The 24,840-nt window shown below is 73.7% G+C and carries 22 protein-coding genes and 2 pseudogenes; 10 read left to right on the top strand and 14 right to left on the bottom strand.

Going from position 1 to position 24,840, the window contains the following annotated elements; all coding sequences use genetic code 11:
* Nucleotides 1–32: 32 nt before the first annotated feature.
* The 5 genes from AB0M99_RS00485 to AB0M99_RS00465 all read right to left on the bottom strand — a co-directional run bounded on the left by AB0M99_RS00485 (nt 33) and on the right by AB0M99_RS00465 (nt 4,770).
* Entirely contained in the window at nt 33–1,067 is a 1,035-nt protein-coding gene (locus AB0M99_RS00485) for a zinc-dependent alcohol dehydrogenase family protein (RefSeq protein ID WP_365915946.1), read from the bottom strand.
* Between the two features lie 54 nt (nt 1,068–1,121).
* A complete protein-coding gene (locus tag AB0M99_RS00480; protein ID WP_365915944.1) occupies nt 1,122–2,003 on the bottom strand; it encodes a DMT family transporter in 882 nt (293 codons plus the stop codon).
* 94 nt (nt 2,004–2,097) lie between these two features.
* The gene (locus AB0M99_RS00475) at nt 2,098–2,913 is read right to left on the bottom strand and encodes an alpha-L-glutamate ligase (protein ID WP_365915942.1); all 816 of its coding nucleotides are present in this window, start codon (nt 2,911–2,913) and stop codon (nt 2,098–2,100) included.
* Nucleotides 2,910–3,926 carry a hypothetical protein gene (locus tag AB0M99_RS00470; protein ID WP_365915940.1) on the bottom strand — a complete coding sequence of 339 codons (1,017 nt, stop codon included), beginning with the start codon at nt 3,924–3,926 and terminating at the stop codon, nt 2,910–2,912. The genes AB0M99_RS00475 and AB0M99_RS00470 overlap by 4 nt, the downstream gene beginning before the upstream one ends.
* A gap of 55 nt (nt 3,927–3,981) precedes the next feature.
* On the bottom strand, nt 3,982–4,770 hold the full coding sequence (locus AB0M99_RS00465) for a hypothetical protein (protein WP_365915938.1): 789 nt from the start codon (nt 4,768–4,770) through the stop codon (nt 3,982–3,984).
* Between the two features lie 161 nt (nt 4,771–4,931).
* Between AB0M99_RS00465 and AB0M99_RS00460 the strand changes: the two genes are divergently transcribed.
* Nucleotides 4,932–5,663 carry a hypothetical protein gene (locus AB0M99_RS00460; RefSeq protein WP_365915936.1) on the top strand — a complete coding sequence of 244 codons (732 nt, stop codon included), beginning with the start codon at nt 4,932–4,934 and terminating at the stop codon, nt 5,661–5,663.
* A gap of 435 nt (nt 5,664–6,098) precedes the next feature.
* On the opposite strand, the gene AB0M99_RS00455 is transcribed toward AB0M99_RS00460, so the two are convergent.
* The 3 genes from AB0M99_RS00455 to AB0M99_RS00445 form a co-directional block, all read right to left on the bottom strand.
* The gene (locus AB0M99_RS00455; RefSeq protein ID WP_365915934.1) at nt 6,099–6,824 is read right to left on the bottom strand and encodes a zf-HC2 domain-containing protein; all 726 of its coding nucleotides are present in this window, start codon (nt 6,822–6,824) and stop codon (nt 6,099–6,101) included.
* Nucleotides 6,821–7,411 (bottom strand): sigma-70 family RNA polymerase sigma factor, encoded by a 591-nt coding sequence (locus AB0M99_RS00450; RefSeq protein WP_365915932.1) that lies wholly within the window; start codon nt 7,409–7,411, stop codon nt 6,821–6,823. The genes AB0M99_RS00455 and AB0M99_RS00450 overlap by 4 nt, the downstream gene beginning before the upstream one ends.
* An 83-nt stretch (nt 7,412–7,494) precedes the next feature.
* Complete coding sequence (locus tag AB0M99_RS00445; RefSeq protein WP_365915930.1) at nt 7,495–8,493, bottom strand: DUF1996 domain-containing protein; 999 nt, start codon at nt 8,491–8,493, stop codon at nt 7,495–7,497.
* Between the two features lie 172 nt (nt 8,494–8,665).
* On the opposite strand from AB0M99_RS00445, the gene AB0M99_RS00440 reads away from it, so the two are divergent.
* The 3 genes from AB0M99_RS00440 to AB0M99_RS00430 all read left to right on the top strand — a co-directional run bounded on the left by AB0M99_RS00440 (nt 8,666) and on the right by AB0M99_RS00430 (nt 14,605).
* Nucleotides 8,666–9,415: a DUF1838 family protein gene (locus AB0M99_RS00440; protein WP_365915928.1), complete on the top strand. Its 750-nt coding sequence runs from the start codon at nt 8,666–8,668 to the stop codon at nt 9,413–9,415.
* Between the two features lie 435 nt (nt 9,416–9,850).
* Nucleotides 9,851–11,620, top strand: a complete 1,770-nt coding sequence (locus AB0M99_RS00435; protein WP_365916506.1) for a S8 family serine peptidase — start codon at nt 9,851–9,853, stop codon at nt 11,618–11,620.
* 222 nt (nt 11,621–11,842) lie between these two features.
* A complete protein-coding gene (locus tag AB0M99_RS00430) occupies nt 11,843–14,605 on the top strand; it encodes a LuxR family transcriptional regulator (protein ID WP_365915926.1) in 2,763 nt (920 codons plus the stop codon).
* A gap of 3 nt (nt 14,606–14,608) precedes the next feature.
* Here AB0M99_RS00430 and AB0M99_RS00425 read toward each other — a convergent pair whose 3' ends face one another.
* The 3 genes from AB0M99_RS00425 to AB0M99_RS00415 all read right to left on the bottom strand — a co-directional run bounded on the left by AB0M99_RS00425 (nt 14,609) and on the right by AB0M99_RS00415 (nt 16,615).
* A complete protein-coding gene (locus AB0M99_RS00425; protein WP_365915924.1) occupies nt 14,609–15,526 on the bottom strand; it encodes a glycoside hydrolase family 19 protein in 918 nt (305 codons plus the stop codon).
* 195 nt (nt 15,527–15,721) lie between these two features.
* Entirely contained in the window at nt 15,722–16,132 is a 411-nt protein-coding gene (locus AB0M99_RS00420) for a rodlin (protein WP_365915922.1), read from the bottom strand.
* A 288-nt stretch (nt 16,133–16,420) separates the two neighbouring features.
* The gene (locus AB0M99_RS00415; RefSeq protein ID WP_365915920.1) at nt 16,421–16,615 is read right to left on the bottom strand and encodes a DUF5302 family protein; all 195 of its coding nucleotides are present in this window, start codon (nt 16,613–16,615) and stop codon (nt 16,421–16,423) included.
* A 141-nt stretch (nt 16,616–16,756) separates the two neighbouring features.
* Here AB0M99_RS00415 and AB0M99_RS00410 point away from each other — a divergent pair, with 141 nt between their 5' ends.
* The gene (locus tag AB0M99_RS00410) at nt 16,757–17,143 is read left to right on the top strand and encodes a hypothetical protein (RefSeq protein ID WP_365915918.1); all 387 of its coding nucleotides are present in this window, start codon (nt 16,757–16,759) and stop codon (nt 17,141–17,143) included.
* Between the two features lie 38 nt (nt 17,144–17,181).
* On the opposite strand, the gene AB0M99_RS00405 is transcribed toward AB0M99_RS00410, so the two are convergent.
* On the bottom strand, nt 17,182–17,622 hold the full coding sequence (locus tag AB0M99_RS00405; protein WP_365915916.1) for a MarR family transcriptional regulator: 441 nt from the start codon (nt 17,620–17,622) through the stop codon (nt 17,182–17,184).
* Between the two features lie 137 nt (nt 17,623–17,759).
* On the opposite strand from AB0M99_RS00405, the gene AB0M99_RS00400 reads away from it, so the two are divergent.
* Entirely contained in the window at nt 17,760–19,292 is a 1,533-nt protein-coding gene (locus AB0M99_RS00400; RefSeq protein ID WP_365915914.1) for an MFS transporter, read from the top strand.
* A gap of 111 nt (nt 19,293–19,403) precedes the next feature.
* Here AB0M99_RS00400 and AB0M99_RS00395 read toward each other — a convergent pair.
* Nucleotides 19,404–19,511 (bottom strand): annotated as a pseudogene (locus AB0M99_RS00395) (formate dehydrogenase accessory sulfurtransferase FdhD); the annotation flags it as partial.
* Between AB0M99_RS00395 and AB0M99_RS00390 the strand changes: the two are divergent.
* The 4 genes and pseudogenes from AB0M99_RS00390 to AB0M99_RS00375 form a co-directional block, all read left to right on the top strand.
* A pseudogene (locus tag AB0M99_RS00390) lies at nt 19,501–19,605 on the top strand (succinate--CoA ligase subunit alpha); the annotation flags it as partial. The pseudogenes AB0M99_RS00395 and AB0M99_RS00390 overlap by 11 nt on opposite strands.
* A gap of 138 nt (nt 19,606–19,743) precedes the next feature.
* Nucleotides 19,744–21,288 carry an aldehyde dehydrogenase family protein gene (locus AB0M99_RS00385; RefSeq protein ID WP_365915912.1) on the top strand — a complete coding sequence of 515 codons (1,545 nt, stop codon included), beginning with the start codon at nt 19,744–19,746 and terminating at the stop codon, nt 21,286–21,288.
* Nucleotides 21,289–21,345: 57 nt separating this feature from the next.
* Nucleotides 21,346–22,272, top strand: a complete 927-nt coding sequence (locus tag AB0M99_RS00380; protein ID WP_365916504.1) for a MerR family transcriptional regulator — start codon at nt 21,346–21,348, stop codon at nt 22,270–22,272.
* Nucleotides 22,273–22,345: 73 nt separating this feature from the next.
* Nucleotides 22,346–22,951, top strand: a complete 606-nt coding sequence (locus AB0M99_RS00375) for a HutD family protein (protein ID WP_365915910.1) — start codon at nt 22,346–22,348, stop codon at nt 22,949–22,951.
* Here the strand turns inward: AB0M99_RS00375 and AB0M99_RS00370 are convergent.
* Nucleotides 22,932–24,770, bottom strand: coding sequence for a galactose oxidase-like domain-containing protein (locus AB0M99_RS00370; RefSeq protein WP_365915908.1), 1,839 nt, complete (start codon nt 24,768–24,770; stop codon nt 22,932–22,934). The genes AB0M99_RS00375 and AB0M99_RS00370 overlap by 20 nt on opposite strands.
* Nucleotides 24,771–24,840 lie beyond the last annotated feature (70 nt).

Genomic DNA, 24,840 nt, shown 5'->3' with positions numbered 1-24,840 from the left:
CGGCGGGTGATCGGGCGACCGGGCGACCGGGGTCAGGGGCGGATGATCGTGACCCCGCCGCCGGGAGCCGTGCCCATCGAAGCCAGGGCCGCGGGCGCCGCCTCCAGCGGGATCGTGGCGGTGACCAGCAGGTCCGGCCGCAGCGCCCCCGAGCGGACCAGTTCCATCATCGGCGGGTACGCGTGCGCCGCCATCCCGTGGCTGCCGAGGATCTCCAGCTCCCAGCCGATCACCCGTTCCATGGGCAGCACCGTCGTCCCGCCCGCCGCGGGCAGCAGCCCGACCTGTACGTGGCGACCGCGCCTGCGCAGCCCGGCCACCGAAGCCGCTGCCGTCACCGGCGACCCCAGGGCGTCGAGCGACAGGTGCGCGCCCCCGCCGGTCAACTCCCGTACCGCGGCCACCGGATCACCCGCCGCGCCGTCCACGCAGTGCGCCGCGCCGAACTTGCGCGCCAGGTCCAGAGCTGCGGGCGCCGTGTCGACGGCGACCACCCGGGCCCCGGCCGCCGCCGCGATCATCACGGCGGAGAGGCCGACCCCGCCGCAGCCGTACACACAGACCCACTCGCCCGGCGCCGCCCGCCCCTGCGCGACCACCGCCCGGAAGGCCGTCGCGAACCGGCACCCCAGCCCTGCCGCCGTCGCGTACGACAACTCCTCCGGCACCGCCACCAGGTTCACATCGGCCTGCTCCAGGGCCACGTACTCGGCGAAGGACCCCCAGTGCGTGAAACCGGGCTGCGTCTGGCGGGCGCACACCTGGTGCTGTCCGGCCGCGCAGTCCGCGCAGCGACCGCACGCGCAGACGAACGGTACGGTGACCCGGTCGCCGGGCCGCCAACCGGTGACCCCGGAGCCCACCGCCTCGACCACGCCGGCCAGTTCGTGCCCCGGGACGTGCGGCAGCACGATGTCCGGATCGTGTCCCATCCACCCGTGCCAGTCGCTGCGGCACAGCCCGGTCGCCTCGACCCGCACCACGACGCCGCCGGGTGCCGGACTCGGGTCCGCCACCTCCCGGACCTCGGCCTGCTCCCCGTACCGCTCGAAGACCACCGCACGCATGCCGCTCACCCTCCGCCCGATCGCCCGCCCGTCTGCCCTCCGGCACGCTAACCCTCACACCGCGCCCGCCGGTAGCGTCCTGCCCTCCGCGTCGGGCGGGATCCGGGCCAGGGACAGGACGCCGGCGCAGATCAGGGCCACGCCCAGCAGTTGGGGGACGAGCCACCAGCCCGCGCGCAGATCCTCCTCGTACAGCAGCACGCCGAGCGCCACGCTCACCGTCGCGTCGCCCAGCGTCAGCGCGGGCTGCGAGGCGACCAGCGGGCCGCCCTGCATGGCGTGTTCGAGCATCAGCAGGGCGCAGATGCCCGTGGCGGCGAAGGCGTACGTCTGCCAGGTGGTCAGGAACGCCCCGATCCCGTGGTCGGTGAGGACGAGCACGGCCGACTTCATCAGGGCGGCGGTGAGCGCGTAGCAGAGGGCGGTGGCAGCGCCGAAGCAGCCCGCCCGGGCCCTGCCCGGCGGCCGCCGCGACCCGGCCGCGGCCAGGAGCACCACCGCGGCCACCGCCGCGGCCAGCGCCGGCAGCCACCGGTCGAGCGGGACGTGCGTACGGTTCCCCGACGGCGACGCGGCGGCCATCGCCACGCCGAGTCCGAGCACCACGGCGGCCACAGCCCGCCACAGCGCCACCGGCAGGCGCCGCCGCGAGGCCAGCGAGGCGATCAGCAGGGCGAGCGGCAGCTCGAGTACGAACAGCGGCTGTACGAGGGCCAGCGGGCCGGTCGCCAGCGCGGCGGCCTGCCCCGCCCCGGCGGCGATCACGGCCACGATCCCGGCGACCCACACCGGCCGCCTCAGCAGGTCGAGGACCAGCCCGGGCCGGAACCGGTCGCTCTGCGGCACGGTGAGCGCGGCCCGCCGCTGGAGCACGGTGGCCAGGGCGTTGCTGAGCGCGGCGAAGACCGCGAGGAGGACCGGCACGACGACGCCCATCCCCCGATCCTCCCCGCGGCGCCCGCCCGGCGCCGCGGCGACACCGCGCGTTAGCCCGTCCGGGCCAGGGGCGGTGTGCGTCCGCTGTGGGTCGCTACCCCTTGCCCCGGCGCAGGGCCAGCTCCGCCAGGGCCTCGGGGGCGCCCGGCTGGTCGCGGATGCCGGGGAAGGCGTTGATGTCGACGATCAGGGGGGCGCCGTCGGCGGTGGCGATGATGTCCACGCCGTAGACGTCCAGGGCGAACACCTCGCCGACCCTGAGCGTCAGCTCGGCCCAGCCCGCCGGAGGCCGCGGGAGGGGCAGGGTCGGGCCCCGGCCCTCGGGGGAGAGCTCGGAGCGGCGCAGGGCGGCGAAGACGCGGTCGCCGATCGCCCAGAGCTTGTGGTCCCAGCCGCTGTTGGGGGCGAACGGCTGGACCACCACCGGTTCGTCCGCCCAGCGGTCCGCCAACGCCCGCAGCCCCGCGGTGTCGTCGGCGCGGGCGACCAGGTCCCGGCGGCGGTTGTGGCGGCTCTTGACGACCACGGGGGAGCGGAGCGAGGCCCCTGCGGCCCAGACGCCGAGGGCGTCGAAGGTACGAGTGGCCGCGAACGGCAGCCCGGCCCGCACGGCGAGCCCGGCCATCTCCGTCCGGTCCTGGCACAGCGCGGTCGCGGCGGCCGAGTTCACCACCGGCGCCCCGCGCCGCTCCAGCTCCCGCGCGAGGTCCAGCGCCCGCGGGGTGTGCGCCTTCAGCAGGTATACGTCGGCCAGGCCCCGCACGACTTCGTCCCGTGCGGCTCCGCCCGGCGCGGCTTCCTCCGGCGCGCCCGGATCCACCACCTCCACCCGGTGCTCGGGGGCGAGCAGCGCGGTGGCCGCCGCCAGGAGCGGGTGCCCGGGGTTGTCGGTGATCAGGCCGATCCTCACGCGCCGTCCCCCGACCCCGCCGCGACCTGGAGCGGGACGGCCGACGGCAGCCCCTGCTGCCGGGGCAGGAACGCCGGGTCCGCGCCGCCCCCGGAGGCGGATCCGACCGCACCGCCCTGGCCGCCCGCGGAGGCGAATCCGCCCGCACCGCCCTGGCCGGCCGCGGACGCGGATCCGCCCGCACCGCCCGCGATCCCCGAGCCGCCGGTCCGCGCCAGTTCCAGCACCGCCCGGGCCACCCGCGCCGCCGCGTCCGGCACCTGACGGAAGCTCGGGAAGTCGTTCACGTCCACCACCACCGGCCCGTCGGGGCCCAGCAGCACGTCCACTCCGTACAGGTCCAGCCCGTACACCGCCCCCACCTGCGAGGCGATGGCCGCCACCTCGGCCGACAGCGGCACCCGGCGCTCCCGGACCGCGGAGTCCGGGTGCAGCGGGGAGCAGCGCTCGGTGGCGAACAGTTCCCCGCCGACCGCGTACACCTTGATGTCGGTGCCCGGGTTGGGCACGTACGGCTGGGCGATCAGCATCCCCTCGCCGGACAGTTCGGGGAGCATCGCGAGCAGCCGCTCGGGCGAGGACACCAGGTGCACGGCCCGCCCCGAGCTGCCGTCGGCGGGCTTGACGACCAGCGGGTACTCCGAGTCGGGTATCTCCGCCAGCAGCTCCGGCCGGGCAGCCGCGTACGTCGGCGGCAGCGGCAGTCCCCGGCCGCGCCCGATGGCCGCGGCCAGCGCCTTGTCCCGTACGCCCCGGATCGAGCGGGCGTCGTTGACCGTGGTCGTCCCGGCCGCCGCGGCCGCTTCGAGCAGGGTCAGACCGGGGCCGCCGGAGACGGTTTTGAGCACCCAGGCGTCATGCGTGCCCGCGTCCACCACCTCGGCCATGCGCAGCAGCGAGCCTCCGGGCCGCACCACGTCCACCCGGTGACCCCATGCCAGCAGTTGCCGGACCACCTCGTTCGGCATGCCGTCGTGGCGGTAGTGCTCCTCCACCAGGAAGCAGAGCCTCATCGACCTTCCCCATATTCCCCGGACGTCCGCCGATCCCGTCCGGCGAGTTGTGACGTCACAGGATGTCATGGACCGCAATGTGATGATCGGTCCGCGACGGGTGGAGTCGTCTCCGTGAGGTCAGGTCACTCGTGGTGCGTCGTCGCCGACACCGCGGCGTCCCGTACTTCCAGCTGGGGGTGGCGCCGCAACTCCCGCAGCAGCTCCCGCCACTGTGCCGGCCAGCCGTGACGCCGACCGACGGCCTCGGTGAGCGCGGCCGCGAACAGGCCGTGCGCGTACCCGCCGTCCGCCGCGAGCTCGCGTGGAGCACCGGGCCGGGGTGGCGCCGGCCGAGGCGCGCCCAGTCGGTGACGGAGTCCGCGAGCCGCGGCAGCGTCCGGGCGGTGAACTCCTCCGAGCAGGCGGGGAGCAGGGCCGCGGCCTCGCGCTCCCCCCACTCCTCGGCCAGCCGCAGGACGAGCCGCTCGGCGAGGGCGGTGAGCGCCCCGGCCCGGATGACGTGGGCCAGTTGCCACCGCACCTCGGCGGAGGCGTCCGCGTACACGGCCTCGATCGCCCCGTCGGGCAGCGGCAGCGTCCGGGCGGCCCGCAGTGCGTAGGAGCGCACGACCGGGTCCGGGTCGGCGAGCCGCGCGGCCAGGTGCTCCGCCTGCCGCCCGGCGAGCGCGCCGAGGGCCGCCAGGCGCCGCTCGTAGCGGCCGCGGCCCTCCAGGTCTGCCAGTACGGGGGCCAGTTCACCGGTGGCCGCGAGGTCCCGGGCGGTGGTGGCCGTGAGGCGCAGTCGGGCCCGGTGGTGGAGGGGGTCGAGAGCGGTGAGCAACTGTGCGGCTGTGCGTGGCATCCGGTCAGTGTGCGAGGCGGGGCGCCGGTGGCGAAACGAATTTCCGGGCGGCGGAAGGCCGGTGTGCGCCGCGGAGCGGGTCCGCACCGGGGAGCGGGCCGGCCGCGAGCCCGGCGTTAATTCGGATGTGGTGTCGTTCCGGGGGCTGTTACGTTCACCGGGTGCCGAAGCTGAATCAGATCATCGCAGTGGAAAAGGGCGTAAAGTCCAAGTCCCTCCAGGAGCTCACCCAGGCTCACCACGACGTCCAGAAGCCCGCGTTGCTGGCGGGCATCTCCCGGACCTACCAGCCCAAGGACGAGGAGGGCGAGCAGCTGCCGCCCGAGTCCACCCGGGTGCAGGTCAAGGCCGAGGACGTGCTGCGGGCCACCGCGGGGACGCTGACGCGGCTGTTCGACGTGACGGCGACGAAGGACTGGGCGAACCGCACCGCGGCCGCGGACGTCGTCGTCGACGGGACGGTCCTGCTGGCGCAGGTGCCCGTGCCGTACCTGCTCTTCCTGGAGAAGCAGCTCACGGACATGCACACCTTCGTGCGCAAGCTGCCCGTGCTGGACGCCTCCGAGTCCTGGAACCTGGACCCGTCCACGGACTCCTGGAAGACGGAGCCGGTACGGACCATCCGGACCAAGAAGGTGCCGCGCAACCACGTCAAGGCCGAGGCCACGGAGAAGCACCCGGCGCAGGTCGAGGTGTACTACGAGGACGTCCCGGTCGGGTACTGGACGACGGTGAAGTTCTCCGGCGCACTGCCCGCCCGGCGGGTCAACGAACTGCTCGACCGCGTGGAGAAGCTCCAGCAGGCCGTCAAGTTCGCCCGCGAGGAGGCCAACAACACCGAGGTCACCGACCAGCGGATCGGCGACGCGGTGTTCGGCTACCTGTTCCGGTAGCCCCATGATCGCCCCCCGTACGAGCGGGGGGTGCGCGAGAGCGCAAGCTGAAACTGATGTTGAAGCTGACCGAGGGGTGTCAGTTGGGGGTTCGAATCCCTCCCCCGGCACTACGGGCCGGGGTGGCCCAAGCCTGGCAGAGGCGGCCCCGTAAAACTCAGATTCTCGCTCCAGTCTCAGTATTCGCCGCCGAACACCGGATCGACCGAGTGCGGACGAACACCGACGGATGAGGGTTCAAGTCCCTCCTGCGCCTCTCCTCGTGGCGCGGTAGTTCAAAGGCAGAACACGTCGGTCTCACACTGATCCGCGACTCTTAAAAGCCGCCGGTGTGCGCAATTGGGTGGCAAGCAGGGGCCCGGGAGCTGGACATGCTCCCGGGCCCTGTCACGTTCCGGCCCCGGCCCCGGGCCCACCGGCCCGCGGCCCACCGGCCTACACGGGCACGGACACGAACTGCCGGCCCGCCTCGTTCTCGACGAGGACCGCCTGAACGTTCGCCGGGTCCACCGCCGCCGTGCCGTCCAGCGCCGCGCCCTTGGACTCGCCGTTCTCCTGGCCGCCCACGACCCAGCCGCCCGCGATGGTGCGCGTGCCGTCCTTGGACACCACCACCAGCCGGCACCGCTCGCCCGGCGGCACCCCGGTCACCGCCGCGTGCACCCGTACCCACTTCGCTGCCGGAGTCACCTGTACGGTCATCCGCGCGCGCGTGCCCGGATCCGTGGCCGAGGCCACCCGGGTCCCGGCCGGCGGGGGGCTCGGCTGCGCCGAGACCGTCGGGGACGGCTGCGGGGGCAGGGCCACCGGTCCGCCGTCGCCTCCGCCCACCTGCGCCCCGGCCCAGAACACGGCCGCCAGCGAGGCCGCGGCGGCCAGCACGGCCACACCCCGGCGGCGCCGCCGCTCACCGGCCACCTCGCCCCGCACCTGCCGCAGCGTGCGCTGGAGCAGCAGGTCCCCGCCCTGCGGCGGCCCGTCGAGGAACGCCTCCGCGGGCACCTCGCCCAACGCGGCCTCCATCTCGCGCAACGCGGTCACCTCCTCCCGGCACTGGACGCATCCCGCCACGTGCTCCTCGACCCGGTGGACGTCGGCGTCGTCCAGGACGCCCAGAACGTACGGGCCGAGCAGTTCCTCCTCGTGCCGCTGCCCGTTCATGCCACCACCTCCTGCATTCCGGCGGCCTGCTGGGGAGGCCTGCCCGGTCGGTTCGCGCCGGCGCCGTCCCTGAAGACCTGGCGCAGCGCCTTGAGCGCGTAGTGCGAGCGCGATTTGACGGTGCCCGCGGGGATGCCGAGACTGTCCGCGGCCTCGGCGACGCTGTGCTGGCGGTAGTACAACTCCGTCAGCACGTCCCGGTGTTCCGGGGACAGCTGGTCCAGCGCGCCCAGCACGGTCATCGTGTCGACCACGGAGTCGGCGTGGTCCGCCTCCACCGGGGGAGTGGCCGGAGAACCGGAGACCTCCGGCGGCCGGGCGGCCTTGGCGCGGTACCGGTCGGTGATGATGTTGCGGGCCACCGTGAGCAGCCAGCCGCGCACCGAGCCCTTTCCGTTGACCAGGACCTCGGAATGCCGCCAGGCCCGGATCAGGGTCTCCTGTACGACGTCCTCGGCCGCGGCCCGGTCCCCGGTCAGCCGGGTGGCGTACGCGAGCAGGGCGTGGCCGTGCTCCTCGTACACCGACCTGATCAGTGCCTCATCGGTCGAGCCCCGCCGAGTGCGGGGCCACAGTGGTCCGGCCATCTCACCCTCTCCGTCTTCCTCGCTTGCCTGGTGCGGTCGGAACACGCCCTGCGGGCCCCGGCGGTTCATGTGACCTGCGTCACTCAGGCGCGGCAGGTGCGGCCCTGGTTGAGGCAGTCCACGAGCCGGGACATCTGCGCCTCGGTCATCACGTTCACGAACATCGCGTGGTCCGTCTTCGGGCTGTGCCGCTGCTCGGGGAAGGAGTCGAGTGCCAGGGGTACGCCCGGGGGCACCTCGTAGCCGAGGGAGACGCGCAGCTCGGGCACCGGGAAGGTGCCCTGCGGGCAGACCCCGTTCGCCGCGGGGAAGCGCAGGTGGGAGCGGTGCCCGGCGCTGGCGGTGTCGAGGCCGTTCCAGCAGCTGGGGAAGACCAGCGTACGGGTGATCCGGTCGCCCTCGGGGCAGCGCGGATAGCCGGTGGTGGACCGGTCGGGGAGGCCCGAACAGCCCCAGCGGGCCCGTACGTCGGCGTCGCTGCCCGCCGTGTACGCCACCGCGTCGCCGGTCATCCCGCGCAGGAACCGCGGCATCGCCACCACCTTGCCCACCGGACTGCCGCGGAACTCCACGGAGACCGAGGCCTCGGGCAGGATCTCGCCGGTGTTGCCGTGCCCCGCCGAGCTCTCGTGCGGGCGCGCGGAGGGCCGGTCCACCCGGCGCAGCACCGGCCAGTAGTACGTCGATCGGTCCCCGCCCCGGCAGCTCGTGGCGGCCGCGTCCAGGGAGGCGTCGTCGGACATGGCGTCCGTGGACACGTTCCCCACGTACCCGTGCGTGTGGTGGGCGCCCGAGCGCAGCCCCGGCGACACCACCAGGTTGTCCTCGTTGTAGTGCCCCTCCTCGTTGCGGCCGCAGTCCACGGAGACCGAGCCCGCCGAGGCGTCCGGACCGGCCGCCGCGGCCCCGGCCGGGCCGCGCGGGACCTCGCGCACGTCCACGCGGTCATCGGGCCCGGGGTGCGCCGAAGCCGCCCCCGCCCGCGGGCCGGCCGCCCGCGAGGCCCCCAGCACGGCGGCGGCGAGGCCGCCGCCCAGGACCAGGCAGATGAGCAGCGTGAGCAGCCGGTGTTCGTTCACCATGCGGAGCACGTTTGCCGGTGGCCGCCGCACTCGTCAACCGGGCGTCCGAGGGGCGGGCACCCCGCCGTGACCGCTGTGAAACCGGGGGCCGCAGTGAATCCGCCGCGCTGCCCGGCGAGTTGGCCGCGACGCTCCTTGCCGACCCGGACGGCGACCGCGCACAGTACGCGGTATGACTCCCGCCGAACTGCTCCAGGCCCTCGCCCGCACCCGTGCCTCGCTCGACGGCGAGGAGGTGACCTTCTGGTGGACCGGCGACGTCTACTCCTGGGGCCCCGGCGAGCCCTACCAGCGCCTCTTCGGCTTCGAGGGGATCAACGTCGCCCGCCTGGCGGCCCCCGCGGACGAGCCCCCGGGCACGTACCAGCTCCTCACCCGGGAAGCCGCGTTCTACCTGGACCCGCAGAGCCGCGAGATCCTGGAGACCTGGCAGGACAAGCCGGTGGTCCACGTGTGGAACGATCCGGCCAACCAGCGGTGGCGGGCGTTCCCGGTCCCCATGACCGAGCTCGGCGACCAGGTCTGCTTCAGCCTGGAGGTCCCGCTCGCCCACCCCTCGCCGCTGCCGGTCGCCGAATTCCCGGACAATTCGGCGGACGACACCTACCGGGCGCTGGAGCTGTTCCAGTTCTTCGCCCCCGCGTCCGTCCTCACCACCGACGCGCCCAGCGTTCCCTCGACCATGTCCTGGACGCGGATGTCCCCGTGGCTCCCCTGGATGGAACAGGGGCAGCGCCCCGGGGGCCTGGCCTTCCACTGCCGGGGCCGCAAGCTGTCCTCGTACGCCGAGGTCCCCGAGCGCACCCGCGCGTACGTCGCCGCCCACCACCCGCAGTTCGCCCACGCCCCGGAGAAGTGGAGCGAGCCGAACGAGACGAGCTGGACCTACTTCCGCAAGCTCGCCTCCCCGCCGCCCCGGTAACCGGCGGTAGGTGCCGTCGAGGGGGCCACGGCGGAGGCGCGCAGGGGGAGCGCACGGGGGCCGCCGCGGGGGAGCGGAGGGGTGCCGCAGGGGGTGGACAAGGGTTTTCCCCGTATCGCGTTCATCCCCGTGTTGCCTACTGTCTGCCCACCGGCGATCTTCTCCTCCCCAACTGCCCCCGTGCCAACCCCACATGGTGCGAAGCAGGACGGCGGCGTTCCTCGCCGGAAAGCCGTTGCCCCGCTCCGACGTCGCGGCCGGGCAACGAGGCGAGCAGCGGTGGCCGGGACGGGTTCGACCAGCCCGTCCCGGCGCCGTGGTCGCCGACACACCTCCCACACAGCACCAAACCGGCCGCTCCGGCCTGCCCGGGAACGGCCCGCGAAGGGGAACACCGTGCACGCATCCAGACGTAGGCTCATATCGGTGGTGGCGATGTCCGTCACCCTGCTCGCCGGCACCGCCACCACCTCCATGGCGCTGGCCACCGCGGACCCCGCCCCCGCCGCGGCGACCGCCGCTGCCGCGACCGCCCCGGTCGAGAACCTGATCGTCGGATACAAGTCCTCGGCGACCGAGGCCAACTCCAACGACGCGGCCGCCGCCGACGCCGCCGCAAAGGGCAAGAAGGCGGGCAAGAAGGGCGCCGACAAGACCCGCTTCGAGCGCCGCCTCGGCACCGGAGCCGCCCTCGTCACCCTCGGCGCGCCGCTCGCCGCCGCCGACGCGGCCGACGTGATGGCCCAGTTCCGCGCCGACCCGGACGTCGCCTACGTCGAGCCGGACTCCCGCGCCTACGCGCTGGCCACCCCGAACGACACCGAGTACGCCAAGCAGTGGGACCTCTTCGAGCCCACCGCCGGCATGAACGTCCCCGCCGCCTGGGACAAGACCACCGGCAGCGGCGTCACGGTCGCCGTGATCGACACCGGTTACGTCGCCCACTCCGACGTGGCCCCGAACCTCGTCGCGGGCTACGACTTCATCAGCACCTCCAGCGCCGCCCGCGACGGCAACGGCCGCGACAACAACCCCGCCGACCAGGGCGACTGGAGCGCGGCCGGCGAGTGCGGCATCGGCTCCAAGGCCAGCGACTCCTCCTGGCACGGCACCCACGTGGCCGGCACCATCGCGGCCGCCGCCAACAACGCCAAGGGCGTCGCGGGCATCGCGTACAACGCGAAGATCCAGCCCGTCCGCGTGCTCGGCAAGTGCGGCGGCGCGACCTCGGACATCGTCGACGCCATCACCTGGGCCTCCGGCGGCTCCGTCTCGGGCATCCCGGCGAACGCCACCCCCGCCAAGGTGATCAACATGTCGCTCGGTGGCTCCGGTGCCTGCACCGCGACCTACCAGAACGCCATCAACGCCGCCGTCGCCCGCGGTACGACCGTCGTCGTCGCCGCCGGCAACAGCAACGCCGACGCGGCCGGCTTCTCGCCCGCCAGCTGCAACAACGTCATCAACGTGGCCGCCAGCAACCGCACCGGCGACCGCTCCTTCTACTCCAACTTCGGCGCCATCATCGACGTCGCCGCCCCGGGCGGTGAGACCCGCCGCGCCACCGACACGCCCGGCACCGTCACCACCCCCGAGAACGGCATCCTCTCCACGCTGAACGGTGGCACCACCACCCCCGGCGCCGAGATCTACAAGCCGTACCAGGGCACCAGCATGGCCGCCCCGCACGTCGCGGGCCTCGCCGCGCTCCTCGTCGCCGCCAAGCCCTCGCTCACCCCGGCGCAGGTCGAGTCGGCCATCAAGAACAACGCCCGCCCGCTCGCCGGCACCTGCACCGGCGGCTGTGGCACCGGCCTCGCCGACGCCGCCGCCACGGTGACGGCCGTGACCTCGACGCCGACCACGCCGTCCTTCGAGAACACCGCGGACTTCTCCATCGGTGACAACACCACCGTGGAGAGCCCGATCACCGTCACCGGTGTGACCGGCAACGCCCCGGCCACCCTCAAGGTGGGCGTCAAGATCGTGCACACCTACGTCGGCGACCTGAAGGTCGACCTCCTCGCCCCGGACGGCACCGTGTACACGGTGCACAACCGGACCGGCGGCAGCGCCGACAACATCAACCAGGAGTACACCGTGAACGCCTCCTCGGAGGTCGCCAACGGCACCTGGAAGCTCCGCGTCAACGACAACGCGGGCGGCGACACCGGCTACCTCGACTCCTGGAGCCTCGGCTTCTGAGCCGACCCTCGCCAACCCGGCCTGACGGGCCGATAGTACGGACCAAATGAACCCGCGGGCCTGCCGATACACCTCGTATCGGCAGGCCCGACGGGTTTTCCTGTCGCGTGACTGAATTCTGCGTCACAATCCGGGCCCGCCGGGCATCGGACCTCGTATTGTCGCGTCTCACAAGAAGGGCACAGGAACTGGGGCTGGAGACCGAGAGGCTGGTGGCTGTGCGTGGTGGCGGCGACGGGGCACGCTGACACGACCGTCGGACACGGTGAGCTGGTCAAGGCGGTCGACCGCGCCCTGACCGGGTACGGGCGGGCCCTGCTCACCGGCCCCGCCGGGGCGGGCAAGACCGAGGTGGTGCGCGCCCTCGCGGCCGCCGCCGAGGCCCGCCAGGACAGCGTGCTGCGCCTCGCCCCAGAAGCCGCCGACCGGTGGATCCCGGAGGCCTCGGCCGCCGCCCTCCTCGCCTCCGTCCCCGCCGCCGCACTGGAGCGGCTCTCCGGCCCCCAGCGCACCGCCATCGCACTCCTGCGCCGCGAGACGGACGCGCCCCGGGCCGGCCGCGACCACGTCGCGCTGCGCCTCGCCGTCGTCGAGGTGCTGCGCGCCCTCGCCGCCCGCAGCCCCGTCCTGCTCGTCCTGGACAACGCCCAGTGGCTCGACGCCGAGAGCACCGACCTGCTCCGCTTCGCCCTGCGCCTGACCCCGCCGGGCGTACGGGTCCTGGTGGCCGAATGCGTCCAGGGCGGGGCCCCCGTCGCCGAACCCCTCTGCGGCCCCGGCACCCCCGAGATACGCGTCCCCCCGCTCGGCGCCGACGAGGTGGCCGAACTGCTCGTCCGCCGGGGCCTGCCGGCCCGCCTCGCCGGCCGGATCCACCAGGCCAGCGGAGGCAACCCGCGCCTCGCGCTCGCCCTCGGCCACTCCCTCGCCGAAGCCGCCGGGACCCGTGACGGCGGAGCCCACCACGCCGACCCGCTGCCCGTCTCCGGCCAGGCCCGCGAGGTCGCCCGACGGCTCCTCGCCGCGGTCCCCGTCGAGGCCCGCCGCACCCTGCTGCTCGCCGCGCTCGCAGCCCGCCCCACCACCGCCCTGCTGCGCCGGGCCGGGCGCCCGCACGCCGAGGCCGAACTGGCCGTGGCCGAGCGGGCCGCGCTCGTCACCGTGGGCGAGGACGGCGCCGTCGCCTTCTCGGCCGGCGCACTGCCCACCGCCCTGGCCGCCGACGCCGGCTGGCCCGAACGCGCCGCCGGGCACGCCGCCCTGGCCGCCGCCGTCGCCGACCCCGTCCAGGCCGTACGCCACCGGGCGCTGGCGGTGGACACCCCCGACCAGTGGCTCGCCGCCGAGATAGCCGACGCCGCCGCGTCCTGCCGGCGCCGCGGCCAGCGGGCCCTCGCCGCCGAACTGGGCCTCCTCGCCGCCGAGCGCACCCCCGCCCACCTGCAGGGAGAGGAAATGGCCCGCCTCGTCGGGGCCGCCGAGGACGCGGGCTGGGCCGGCCGCGCCGACCTCGCCCGCCGCGCCACCCGCGCCGTACTGGCCCGCGACTCCTCGCCCGCCGACCGGGTACGGGCCCGGCTCGCCGTCATCGACGCCGCCGGACAGGCCCTCGCCGACCTCGACGAGACCTTCGCCTACGCCACGGCCGACGCCGAGGGCGACCCCGCGCTCCAGGCCGCCGTACGGCTGCGGGTCGCCTGGAAGCGCAACCTCAGCGACGGCGACCCCGTCCGCTCCCGTGATGCTGCCGCCGAGGCCGGGGCGCTGGCCGCCACCGGAGGCGACCAGGTCGCCGAAGCCATGGCCCTGACCGTACGGGCCCGGATGGGCCGCATCCTGGGCGACCCGGACGCCGAGGAGATCCTCGCCGAGGCCCTGGCCCTGCCCGCCCCCGAGGTCCCGCTCGGCATGCGCAACGCCCCGCAGTACCTCGCCGTGCGCCACGCCCTCTTCGACGACCGGCTGGGCGACGCCCGAAGACAGCTGCTGGTCCTGCTGCCCGCCGTCCAGCGCACCGGCTCGGCCGAGGACGTCTTCGAGGTGCTGCGCAGCCTCACCGAAGTAGAACTGCGCCGGGGCAGGTGCGCGGCAGCCTCCGCGCACGCCCGCCGCGCCCTGGAACTGACCATCGAGGCGGGCCTGTCGCCCGGCCCCGCCTGGTACGTCGCGGCGATGGCCGAGACCATGGGCGGCAGCTTCGCGCGCGCCGCCGGATACGCCCGGCGCGGCATCCAGGCCTCCGAGGAGGAACGCGACCAGGTTTTCCTCTCGCGCAGCCTGCACGCCCTCGGCCTGGTCGAACTGGCGACGGGAGAGGCCGCGAAGGCCGTGGCCACGCTGCGCCGGGTCGCCGAGCTGGAGGCCGCCCAGCAGGTCGTGGACCCCTCGATCCTGCGCTGGCACGGGGAGCTGGCCGAGGCCCTGGTCGCCGCGGACGCCCCGGACGAGGCCGCCGAACTCCTCGCTCCGGTCCGCGCGACCGCCCTCGCCCTCGGCCGCACCAGCGTGGTCGCCGCCCTCGACCGGGCCCGGGGCCTGTGCCTGTCGGCGCGGGGCGAGGCCGAGCCGGCGGTCAGCCTCCTTCAGGAGACCGAGCGCCGGCTCGCCGAGCTCCAACTCCCGCTGGAGCGGGCCCGTACGCTCCTCGCGCTCGCCCGCGTGGAGCGGCGCCGCCGCCGGCGGGCGCCCGCCCGGGACGCGCTGCGGGCGGCGGCCGAGGCGTTCGCCCAGGCCGGGGCGCACCCCTGGGCGGAGCTGGCCCGGGAACCGTCCCCCGCCGAGACGGGCAGCCCGTACGCGCTGGCCGCCCTGACGGAGGCGGAAACCCGCCTGGCGCTGCTCGTGGCCGACGGGGCCAGCAACCAGGAGGCGGCCGCGAAGCTCTTCGTCAGCGTCAAGACCGTGGAGGCCAGGCTGACCCGGATCTACCAGAAGCTCGACGTGCGCTCCCGGGCCCAGCTGGCCACCACGCTCCGCACCCGATGACGGTCAGCAGCCGAGGTTGTTCCCGGGCGTGACGCCGAGGAGCTGGGTGAAGCGCTGGTACGCGTTCACCCGGCTCTGCACCTGGGCGGGGTTGCCGCCGTTGCATTCGAGCGAGCCGTTGATGGAGCGGATGGTCTCGCCGAAGCCCGCGCCGTTGACCATCGCGGCGTGGGCGGTCATCGTGCCCGGCCCGTTCTGCGTGTTCCAGTACCAGAGGGCCGTCTTCATGGCGATGGCCGGATCCCGTTCCACCAGGTAGGGGTTGGCGAGGAGGTTGATGCCGAGTGCGTCGCCCGCGGCCTTGTAGTTGAAGTTCCAGCTCAGCTGGATCGGGCCGCGGCCGTAGTACGCGGCCTGCCCGGCCGGGCAGCCGTACGGCTGGCTCGCGTCGCAGTAGTGGGGGTAGTTCGCGGTGTTCTGCTCCACTATGTGGACCAGGCCGCCGGTCTCGTGCGAGACGTTCGCGAGGAAGGCGGCCGCCTCGCGCCGCTTCACGGTGTCGTCGCCGGTGTTGGCGAAGCCGGGGTACGCCGACAGGGCCGCGACCAGCCCGTTGTACGTGTAGAAGGGGTTCCGGTTAGGGAACATCTGGTTGAACTGGGCCTCGCTGACGACGAATCCGGACGGATTGCCGGGATCCGGGTCCTGGCCCCCGCCGGTGCCGCAGGCGCCCTGGTCCGACCAGACGCCCCACTGCCCGGTGGTGCCGGGCGTCTCGCCCTGGGTCCACCACTTGGCCTGCCAGTTGCGGCCGCCGTACGAGGCGCTCATGCCGTTCGTGTACACGGCCGAGGAGGTCCAGGCGCCGGCGCAGGCCGGGGCCGCGGCGGCGGGCGAGGCGGGAAGGACCAGGGCGAGACCGGCGGTGACGGCCGCGGCGGCGGCCAGGGAGAGGGCGCGGCGGCGTAGTGCACGCATCATGTAACTGCTCCTTGAGTGGGGGGAATTGCCGTGGGGGAGGCAATTACCGCCACTCAAGCGAAAATGGTCTGGACCTGTCAAGGTCTAGACCAGGCCGGATCTGGGCCGGGTCCCCCTGTGCATGCGGACGGAACGCACCGACGCCGGTGCGAGGCCCGAAGGGCTCGCACCGGCGTCGGCGCGGTGTGCGGCAGGTCAGCTGCCGGCGGAGAGGTTGCCCGAGAGGACCGGGATGTTGCTGAGGATGTGCGAGGCCGAGTCGTCGCCCTTGGCCTGGGTGGAGTTCTCGGTGCACTGCTGGTTCTGCGGGTTGGCGAGGACGTTGATGTCCTGGACGCCGACGTTGACCAGGGCCAGCACCGACTGGACGTTGACCTTCGCGGGGACGCCGGCGCAGAGCTTGTTCAGGGAGCCCTGGATGACGCTCATCTGCGGGCTCATCTTGCCGCCGGTCTCCTGGTTGCCGTAGATCTGCGCGGCGCCGTTGCCGTTCACGGTGTTGATGCCGTTGTCGTTGCCGATCGCCATCGCCGGTGCGGCTACGGCGGCACCGGCGCCCAGAACGGCGGCGGTGGCGGCTGCGGTGGCCATGAACTTCTTGAACATGTGGGGGATTCCTTCGGTCGCACTGTCGCAATGGGATGGCTGCCCTCGGCGGGACGGGCTGCTCAACTCCCGTGAGCGCCCGGGGTTATCGCCCGTCACCCGACTGGCCGAGCGGTGCACCCCCACGGGGAGCGCGGCCATCGGCCGATTGACCCACTGTGCGACTGGCCGCTGTGCGACTGCCCTGCTGTGCGGCCTGGGAGCCGCCCTCGACCGGACCGGACCCGACCCGTGAACGTCCGGACGGCGGTCCCGTCGAGGCCGGCTGCTGCGATCCGGCGACCGCGGTCAGCCGGTCTTGCGGCGGACCTTCTTGTTCTTGCCGCCTGGACCGTTGCCACCCTGGCCCTGGATCTTGGCTCGGCTCTGGTGGGACTGCTGCGACTGCACGTTGCGGGCGTTGCGCTCCAGAGCCTCCTTGAACTTGCGCTTGGCCTCCTCGGCCGGCGACTCGTCCTTCGGGGTGTCCGTCTCGTCCGACATGTGTGTCCTCCTGTGTGGTCTGAAGCCGTTTCAGTCTGTCAGGTGGCGTTCCCCCTGGCCAGCGGCTTCCGGGGGAGGGGCCGCGGGGCGGGTGCGGCGGATCGCCTGTGTGCTCGGGGTCGCGCCGATACCGTGGCGGCCATGAGTGCCGATGAGCTGAGCCCCGAGGACGTCTGGCCGGTGCCTCCGTCCTGGATGTTCGGCTGCACCACCTGCGCCCGGCTCTACCGTTCGATGCGGGAGATCCAGGACGCCATGGCGGAACTGTTCCTCACGGGGGAGCGGGGCGTGGACTGGGACCCCATGGACAGCGGGCCCGGCTCCCGGATCCGACTCGCCCGGCACATGGCCACCGAGCACCTGGACCTGCTCCCCGACTGGTCCCCGGGGTGCGAGCGCTGCGGCGACCACCGGCTCCGCCTCGCCCGCAGCGCGAAGTCGCAGCTCTCGGCCGGTACCGCCCTGGTGGCCGCGGAGCACCGGGCGGCGCACCTGTTCGTCCCGCCGCGCGGACTCGGACTCGCATGACGGGCGCTTGACGGGCGCTTGACGGGCGCTCCGTACGGTCAGGCGTCCTTCTCCATGGCCGGGCGCAGGCGCTCCAGCAGGGCGTAGAGGGTCGCGCTCTCGGCTTCGTCCAGGGTGTCGAGGGCGCCGTGCGTGGCCTGCATCTCGGCGCGCACGCGGCGGATCACCTCGCGGCCCGCGTCGGTCGCCACGACGTTCTTGACGCGCCGGTCGGCGGGGTCCTGCTCGCGGCGCACCAGGTCGCGGGCCTCCAGGCGGTCCACGATGCCCGTGACGTTCGAGGCGTCGCACACCAGCAGGGTGGCGAGGCCGCGCATGGGCAGCGGTCCGTTGAGCTGGGCGAGGACCCTGGCCTGGGTGGAAGTGAGGCCGTGGTGGGCCGCGGCGGCCGCGAAATCGCGCCACTGGGCCGTGCCGATGGCGGCGAGCAGCTCCAGGAGCTCCAGTTTGGTGGGGGCGTACGGGGTGGTGGCGCTCATGCTCGAAGAGTACTCAAGGTGTTTGACATTATCAACCTTTTACTTGACCACCTTAACTATTGAGGACTACCGTCTGTGGAGTTACTTGATGACATCAAACATCTGTGGTCTGAAGCACTAAGAAGGTCCTCCCTGCCATGAGCCCCACCACCTCCACCCCGGACACCGGCACCAGGAACGAGACGGTCATCGTCTTCGCCCTGAGCCTGGCCGCCATGGTCGTGTCGATGATGCAGACCCTCCCCGTCCCGATCCTGGGCCTGATCCGCAACGACCTCGGCACCACCACCGCCAACGTCAGCTGGGTGACCACCGCCACCCTGCTGTCCGCGGCCGTCTTCACCCCGCTGCTCGGCCGGTTCGGCGACCAGCACGGCAAGAAGCCGACTCTGGTGGCCGTACTCGGCGTCATGGTCGCGGGTTCCGTCGTCGCCGCGCTGGCGTCCTCGCTGCCGCTGCTGATCCTGGGCCGGGTCCTGCAGGGAGCCGCCACCGCGATCTTCCCGCTGGCGCTCTCCGTGCTCCGCGAAGAGGTCCGCCCGCAGAAGCTCCCCGGTGCGATGGCCCTGGTCAGCGGCACCCTCGCCTTCGGCAGCGGCCTCGCGCTCGTCGCCACCGGCCTGCTGACCTCCGGCGCCGACGCCGACTACCGCAACGCCTTCTGGATGGCGACGGGCTTCGCGGTCCTCGCCCTGCTCGCCGTCGTCTTCCTGGTCCCCGCCACCCGTCACAAGACCGGCGGCCGCACCGACGTCCTCGGCGCGCTGACCCTCGGCATCGCCCTCCTGCTGCTCCTGCTGCCCATCTCCCAGGGCCACGAGTGGGGCTGGGCCTCGGCCCGTACGCTGGGCAGCTTCGCCGGCGCCGTCGTGATGACCGCGGTGTGGGTCCTGGTCGAGCGCAAGGTGCGCGAGCCGCTCGTCGACATGAAGATGTTCGTCCACCGCCCGGTCCTCATGGCCAACCTGGCCGGCATCCTCGTCGGCTTCGGCATGTTCGCGAACTTCCTGGGCGTCTCCTACCTCGTCCAGATGCCCCACGAGCTCACCGGCTACGGCTTCGACGCCTCCATCCTGCGGGCCTCGGTCGAGTTCCTGCTGCCCGGTGCGATCGTCTCGCTCCTCGCCTCCCCGGTCGGCGGTCAGCTGGTGCGCCACCGCGGCCCCCGTGCCGCGCTCGCCCTGGCCGCCGCGCTCGGCGCCGCCGGCTTCGGCTGGCTCGCCGTGGACCACAGCCACTCCTTCTCGGTGATCGGCGCCGGCCTCATCGTCGGTGCGGCCGTCAGCTTCGGCTACGCGGCCATGCCCGCCGTGATCATGTCCAGCGTCCCGCACCACCAGAGCGGCATCGCCAACGGCATCAACTCCATCTCCCGCTCCACGGGCAGCGCGATCGGCAGCGCCATCGTCACCACGATCCTGGCGTCCCAGACGATCGAGCACCTGCCGCCGGGCGTTCCGGCCCTGCCCGCCGAGTCCGGTTTCACGTTGACCTTCGTGATCGGCGCCGCGGCCTTCGCCCTGGTCGCGCTGATCAGCTGGATCGGTCTGCGCGGACAGCACGGGCCCCGGGTCGTCGAAGCGGCCCCGCAGGCGACGGCGGCCGAGGCGCCGGAGAAGGCCGACGCGCCCGAGAAGGCCGACCTGCCCGAGAAGGCCGACGCGGTCTGAGCGACCCCGGCCCGACCCGCCCCCGCGTGCGCGCGCGGCAGAAGGGCCCGCCGGCGCAGGGGGCGCTCCCCGCCGGACCGGGCCCCCGCCGCCGTGTCGCGGGCGCCGTCGTCAGGCCGTCGGCCCGACGCGGTGCTCGCCCGCGTACACGTTCATGGAATCCCCCCGCAGGAATCCGACCAGCGTCAGCCCCGCCCCGGCGGCCAGGTCCACGGCCAAGAAGCAGGCCCTGGAGGCGGCCGGCGTGGCCGTCGGATCGACCCCGACCGAGACGGCCCGTCTGGTCCTCAAGCGACTCGCCGTCCAGAAGTGAGATCGTTCATGCCTCCCGGCCCGTACTTACGGCCGGCCCGCGCGACCGCATAGCCTCGCCAGTACGGCCGCCCGGTGCGCGGGCGGCCGTACGCGAGCCACCTCATGCCCCGCCCACCCACTGAGCGGAGAACCGCAGATGGCACACCCCACCCTCGCCCTCAAGCCCGGCACGGCCTGGTCCGATGCCTGGCAGCGCGCCCTGGCAGCGGCCCCCGAGGCCTTCCAGGAGGACCGCGTCCTGAACCTCTGGGGCGGCTCATGGCATTCCGACGGCCGCGCCCTGCCCGCCACCAGCCCCGTCGACGGCAGCCCCATCGCGGGCCCGCCGCGCCTCGACTCCGCCGCGGCCGCACAGGCCGTACGGGCGAGCCTCGACCAGCACCGCGCCTGGCGGCACATCCCGCTGCCCGAACGCCGTTCCCGCGTCAGCGCCTCCCTCGACGCCCTGACCGAGCACCGGGAACTGCTCTCCCTCCTCCTGGTCTGGGAGATCGGCAAGCCCTGGCGGCTGGCCCAGGCCGATGTGGACCGGGCCATCGAGGGCGTCCGCTGGTACGTGGAGAACATCGAGGCCATGCTCGACGGCCGCACCCCGCTCGAGGGGCCCGTCTCCAACATCGCCAGCTGGAACTACCCCATGTCGGTGCTGGTGCACGCCATGCTCGTGCAGGCGCTCGCGGGCAACGCCGTCATCGCGAAGACCCCGACCGACGGCGGCCTCGCCTGCCTCACCCTCGCCTGCGCGCTGATCCGCCGCGAGGGCATCCCCGTCACCCTGGTCAGCGGCAGCGGCAGCGAGCTCTCCGAAGCCCTCGTCCGCTCGCCGGAGATCGGCTGCGTCTCCTTCGTCGGCGGCCGCGACACCGGCGCGCGCATCGCCACCGCCGTCACCGACCTCGGCAAGCGCCACATCCTCGAACAAGAGGGCCTCAACACCTGGGGCATCTGGGAGCACACCGACTGGGACGCGCTGAACGCCGTCATCCCCAAGCTCTTCGACTACGGCAAGCAGCGCTGCACCGCCTACCCCCGCTTCGTCGTCCAGCGCACCGCCTTCGACGCCTTCCTCGCCGCCTACCTCCCCGCCGTCTCCGCCATCCGTACGGGCCACCCCCTCGCGGTCGCGCACCCCGACGACGCCCTGCCCGAACTGGACTTCGGCCCCCTCATCAACGCGGCCAAGGCCAAGGAGCTCACCGACCACGCCGCCGAGGCCGTCGAGCGCGGCGCCGTACCGCTCTTCCGGAGCTCCCTCGACCCGGCCCGGTTCCTGCCCGGCCAGGACACCTCCGCCTACGTGGCCCCGCTGACCCTGCTCAGCCCGCCGGCCTCCTCACCGCTCTACCACGCGGAACCCTTCGGCCCCGTGGACACCATCGTCCTCGTCGACACCGAGGCAGAGCTGCTGGCCGCCATGAACGCCTCCAACGGCGCGCTGTGCGCCACCCTCTCCACCGACGACCCGGCCACCTTCTCCCGCCTCGCCCCGCAGATCCGCGCCTTCAAGATCGGCCACGGCAAGCCCCGCTCGCGCGGCGACCGCGAGGAGCTCTTCGGCGGCTTCGGCGGCTCCTGGCGCGGTGCCTTCGTCGGCGGTGAGCTGCTGGTCCACGCGGTGACCAACGGCCCCGAGGGCGAACGCCTGCCCGGCAACTTCCCCGAGTACCAGCTGATGCCGTGACCGGCCCGGCCGACCCGGCTTGAGTCTCCCGTAGGGGGAGGCGGCAGGGTGGTGGACATGAACGGCGACGCGCTCTACTCGATCGGAGACCTGGCCCGGCGCACCGGGCTCACGGTCAAGACCATCCGCTACTACTCCGACTCGGGGATCGTGCCGCCGACCGATCGCAGCCCCGCCGGCTACCGGCTCTACGACATCGACGCGCTGACCCGCCTCGACCTGGCCCGCACCCTGCGCGACCTCGGCCTCGATCTGGCCGCCGTACGCAGGGTGCTGGACCGGGAGGCCTCCGTACCGGAGGTCGCGTCCGCCCATGCCGACGCCCTGGACGTGCAGATACGCACGCTGCGGCTGCGGCGGGCCGTGCTGCGGGCCGTCGCCCGGCGGGGCGCCGACCACCTGGAGACCGCTCTGATGCACCGACTCGCCAAACTCTCCGAGGACGAACGCCACCGCCTGGTGCACGAGTTCATCGACGCCACCTTCGGTGACCTCGACGCCAACCCCGAGTTCGTCGCCATGATGCGCTCGGCCATGCCCGAACTGCCCGACGACCCCACCTCCGAACAGGTCGAGGCCTGGGTGGAGCTCGCCGAGCTCTGCCAGGACCCCGGCTTCCGGACCTCCGTGCGCCGCATGGCCGAGTTCCAGGCGGCCGACCGCTCCGGGGGTGACACCACCGGCCTGCACCACGACCTCACCGAAGCGGTCCGGGCGCGCGTCGGTGAGGCCCTCGCCGCGGGCATCCTGCCCGCTTCCGCCGAGGCGGCCCCCTTCACGGGGTCGCTGACCGCGCTCTACGCCCACGCCTTCGAGCGCGCGGACGACGGGGACCTGCGCCGCTGGCTGCTCGCCCGCCTGGAAGTGGCGTCCGATCCGCGGGCCGAGCGGTACTGGCAGCTCCTGTCGGTGATCAACGGATGGCCCGTGCCGCCCGCTCTGGCCCCGGTGTTCACCTGGTTCACCGCCGCGCTCCGCGCCTGAGGCCGCCCCCGCGGGGCGGCCCGGATAGGCTCGGCCGGACCCGGGGTGTACCCGGGTCCGGAAGGCGGACGGAATGAGCGGCGCGGACACGGTCCGGATCCTGCGGGCGGCCGACCGGCAGGCGGCCGGCTGGAAGAACGGCGGGGGAGTCACCCGGGAGATCGCCGCCTGGCCCGAGGGCGCGGGCATGGACGACTTCGCGTGGCGGATCAGCCTCGCCGACGTCACCGCCGACGGACCGTTCTCCGCCTTCCCCGGGGTCGACCGTACGCTCACCCTCGCCGAGGGCGCCGGGATGGACCTCGCGATCGACGGGGTACGCCGCCTCGTGGACCGGCGCTACGACCCCCAGCGGTTCCCCGGCGACCGGCCGACCGACTGCCGGCTGCTCGCCGGCCCGATCGTGAACTTCAACGTGATGTACCGCCGCGACTCCGTGACGGCCGATACCGCCGTGGTCCGCGGCGACCTCCTGCTCGCCCTCCCGCCCGGCGAGGCCCTCGTGGTCGTGGCTCTGGAGGGTGCCGTGCACCTGGACGACCACGACGCCGAACTGGGCCCGTACGACGCCGCCTTGGTGACGGGTACGGCCCTCTGCCGGGTACGCGCCCCCGGCCGCGCGGCGGTGGTCCGCCTCGGGTCCCGTCTCCGCTCCGGGGTCAGCGGACGCCCAGCTTGATCCACTTCGCGGTGCTGGGGACGCCCTTCGCGTCGAGCAGGAACAGCATGTAGTACCCGGGAGGGGCGTCGGCCGCGGTCGCCGGTGCCCGCAGGCCGATCGTGCTGCCGCGGACCCCGGTCACCGCGAGGTCCAGATGGCGCTGGCTGGTGTTCACCGAGTGGGTGACCGTCGTCGGCGCCAGCAAAATGGCGCGGGTGACAGCTGCGGCGGTGGAGCTCGTGACCTGGAAGGCGGCGCCGTGGGCGAGTTCGCCCGCAGGGGCACCGTCGAGCGCCGGCCGGGCGCCCCGGTGCAGGTAGGCGGGCTCGTAGAGCTCGATGCTGCCGTCCATCCGGTCATTGATGTCGGGGTCGTTGGCGATCTGCTGGAGTTCGTCGCCGGTGACCATCATCCGGCCGTCCGGCAGGACCAGGGCGTTGGAGTGGTACCCCCGGGGCAGCCGCTGCACCGGCCCGAGCCGCCAGTGGCCGTGTCCGTCGCGCAGTTCGATCTGCCGGTACTTGAGATCGGCCTTCGGGTTGAACGGCCCGTACCCGTAATCGCGGGTGTCGAGCGCTCCGTTGACGGTCAGCAGCGTGCCGTCCGGCAGGATCAGGGTGTTGTCCTGCGTGCGCCCGAAGGCCCGCGGCTCCTGGGTGGTCCACGTCCCGCCCGACAGCCGGTACGTATGGGGGTCGCGCGGGTCACCGCCGAGGACGAGCACCGAGTCGGGGCCGCGCAGGCCCGCTGGCAGCGGGACGGCGGAGCCGTAGCCGCGGAAGTCGGCGGGCCGCCGGGGGAGGTCCGTACGGGTCTGCCCGACCAGGTCGAAGAGCCACTGCTGGTCCGCGTCGCGCCCGAGGCCGTAGACCTTGCCGTCGCGCAGCGAGAACAGGTGCGGGTAGTCGTTGCGGAACGGCGCGTCGGCGCGGAAGCGCTCCACCGGGACGTCCAGCGGGATGTCGTACCGCCCCCAGGGCACCGGCCGGCCGAGCGCGGGGAACCGCTCGACGACCGGGGTGGGCGTGCCCGTACCCCGCTCGGACTGGCCGGACATGACGATCTGCCGCCCGTCCGGGCCGGTGACGACCGAGGGGTACCAACGGCCGACCGCCATGTCGCGGTTGCGGTACCAGGTCTCGGTCCACGGATCGAACACGAAGGACAGCTTCGCCCCGCTGCCGCCCTTGCCGCCGGTGTTGCCGCCGAAGACCCCGAGCATGCCGTTGGGCAGGAAGGAGTGTCCGGCGCAGAAGAACGGCGCCGGGCGCGGGGCGTGCGTACCGTCGGGCATCAGCACGATCGGCGGCGTGACCTTCTTGAACGCCCGCGCCCCGGTGCCCTTGGCGGGGTCCCACAGGTAGGCGCGGCCGGCGTTCGTCCTGCCGATCCGGTCGGTGGGCCCGGTCTCCTTGGTGGGGTCGACCTCCACGCGCTCGAAGGAGAAGAGCAGCACCTTGCCCGTGGGGAGCAGCGTGGTGTGCACGCCGAAGTCGGGAGAGGGGAAGTAGTCGGTGAACCGGCCGGACCGCGCCGCGTCGAAGCCCGAGTTGGCCTCGCGCTGGGAGGCGCGCAGCGACTCCAGGCTCGTGGTGCGGGTCGACTGCGGGTACCCGCCGGCGCCCTTGACCGCGAGCCGCAGCCGGGCGTGCGCCCGGGCGTGGTCCTCGCCCAGTACGACGGCCTCGCCGGAGCCGGAGCCGGAGCCGGAGCTGTGGCCGGAGTCGTGGCCGGAGTCGTGGCCGGGGGCGGCGGACGCCGCCGGGGCGGCCGAGGCGATCAGGGCGGCGGCGACCAGGCCTGCGGTCAGCAGGGCGGGCCGGTGCAGGCGGCGCATGGGGGCTCCTCCCCGCAGGTCCTTCCTGCGAGCCGCCCATATTAGGAAGAAAGCGGATGAATTACCCGCA

It is taken from the genome of Streptomyces sp. NPDC051183 (assembly GCF_040682455.1).
GTDB lineage: Bacteria > Actinomycetota > Actinomycetes > Streptomycetales > Streptomycetaceae > Streptomyces.
This window is presented reverse-complemented; position numbering and strand designations above follow the sequence as displayed.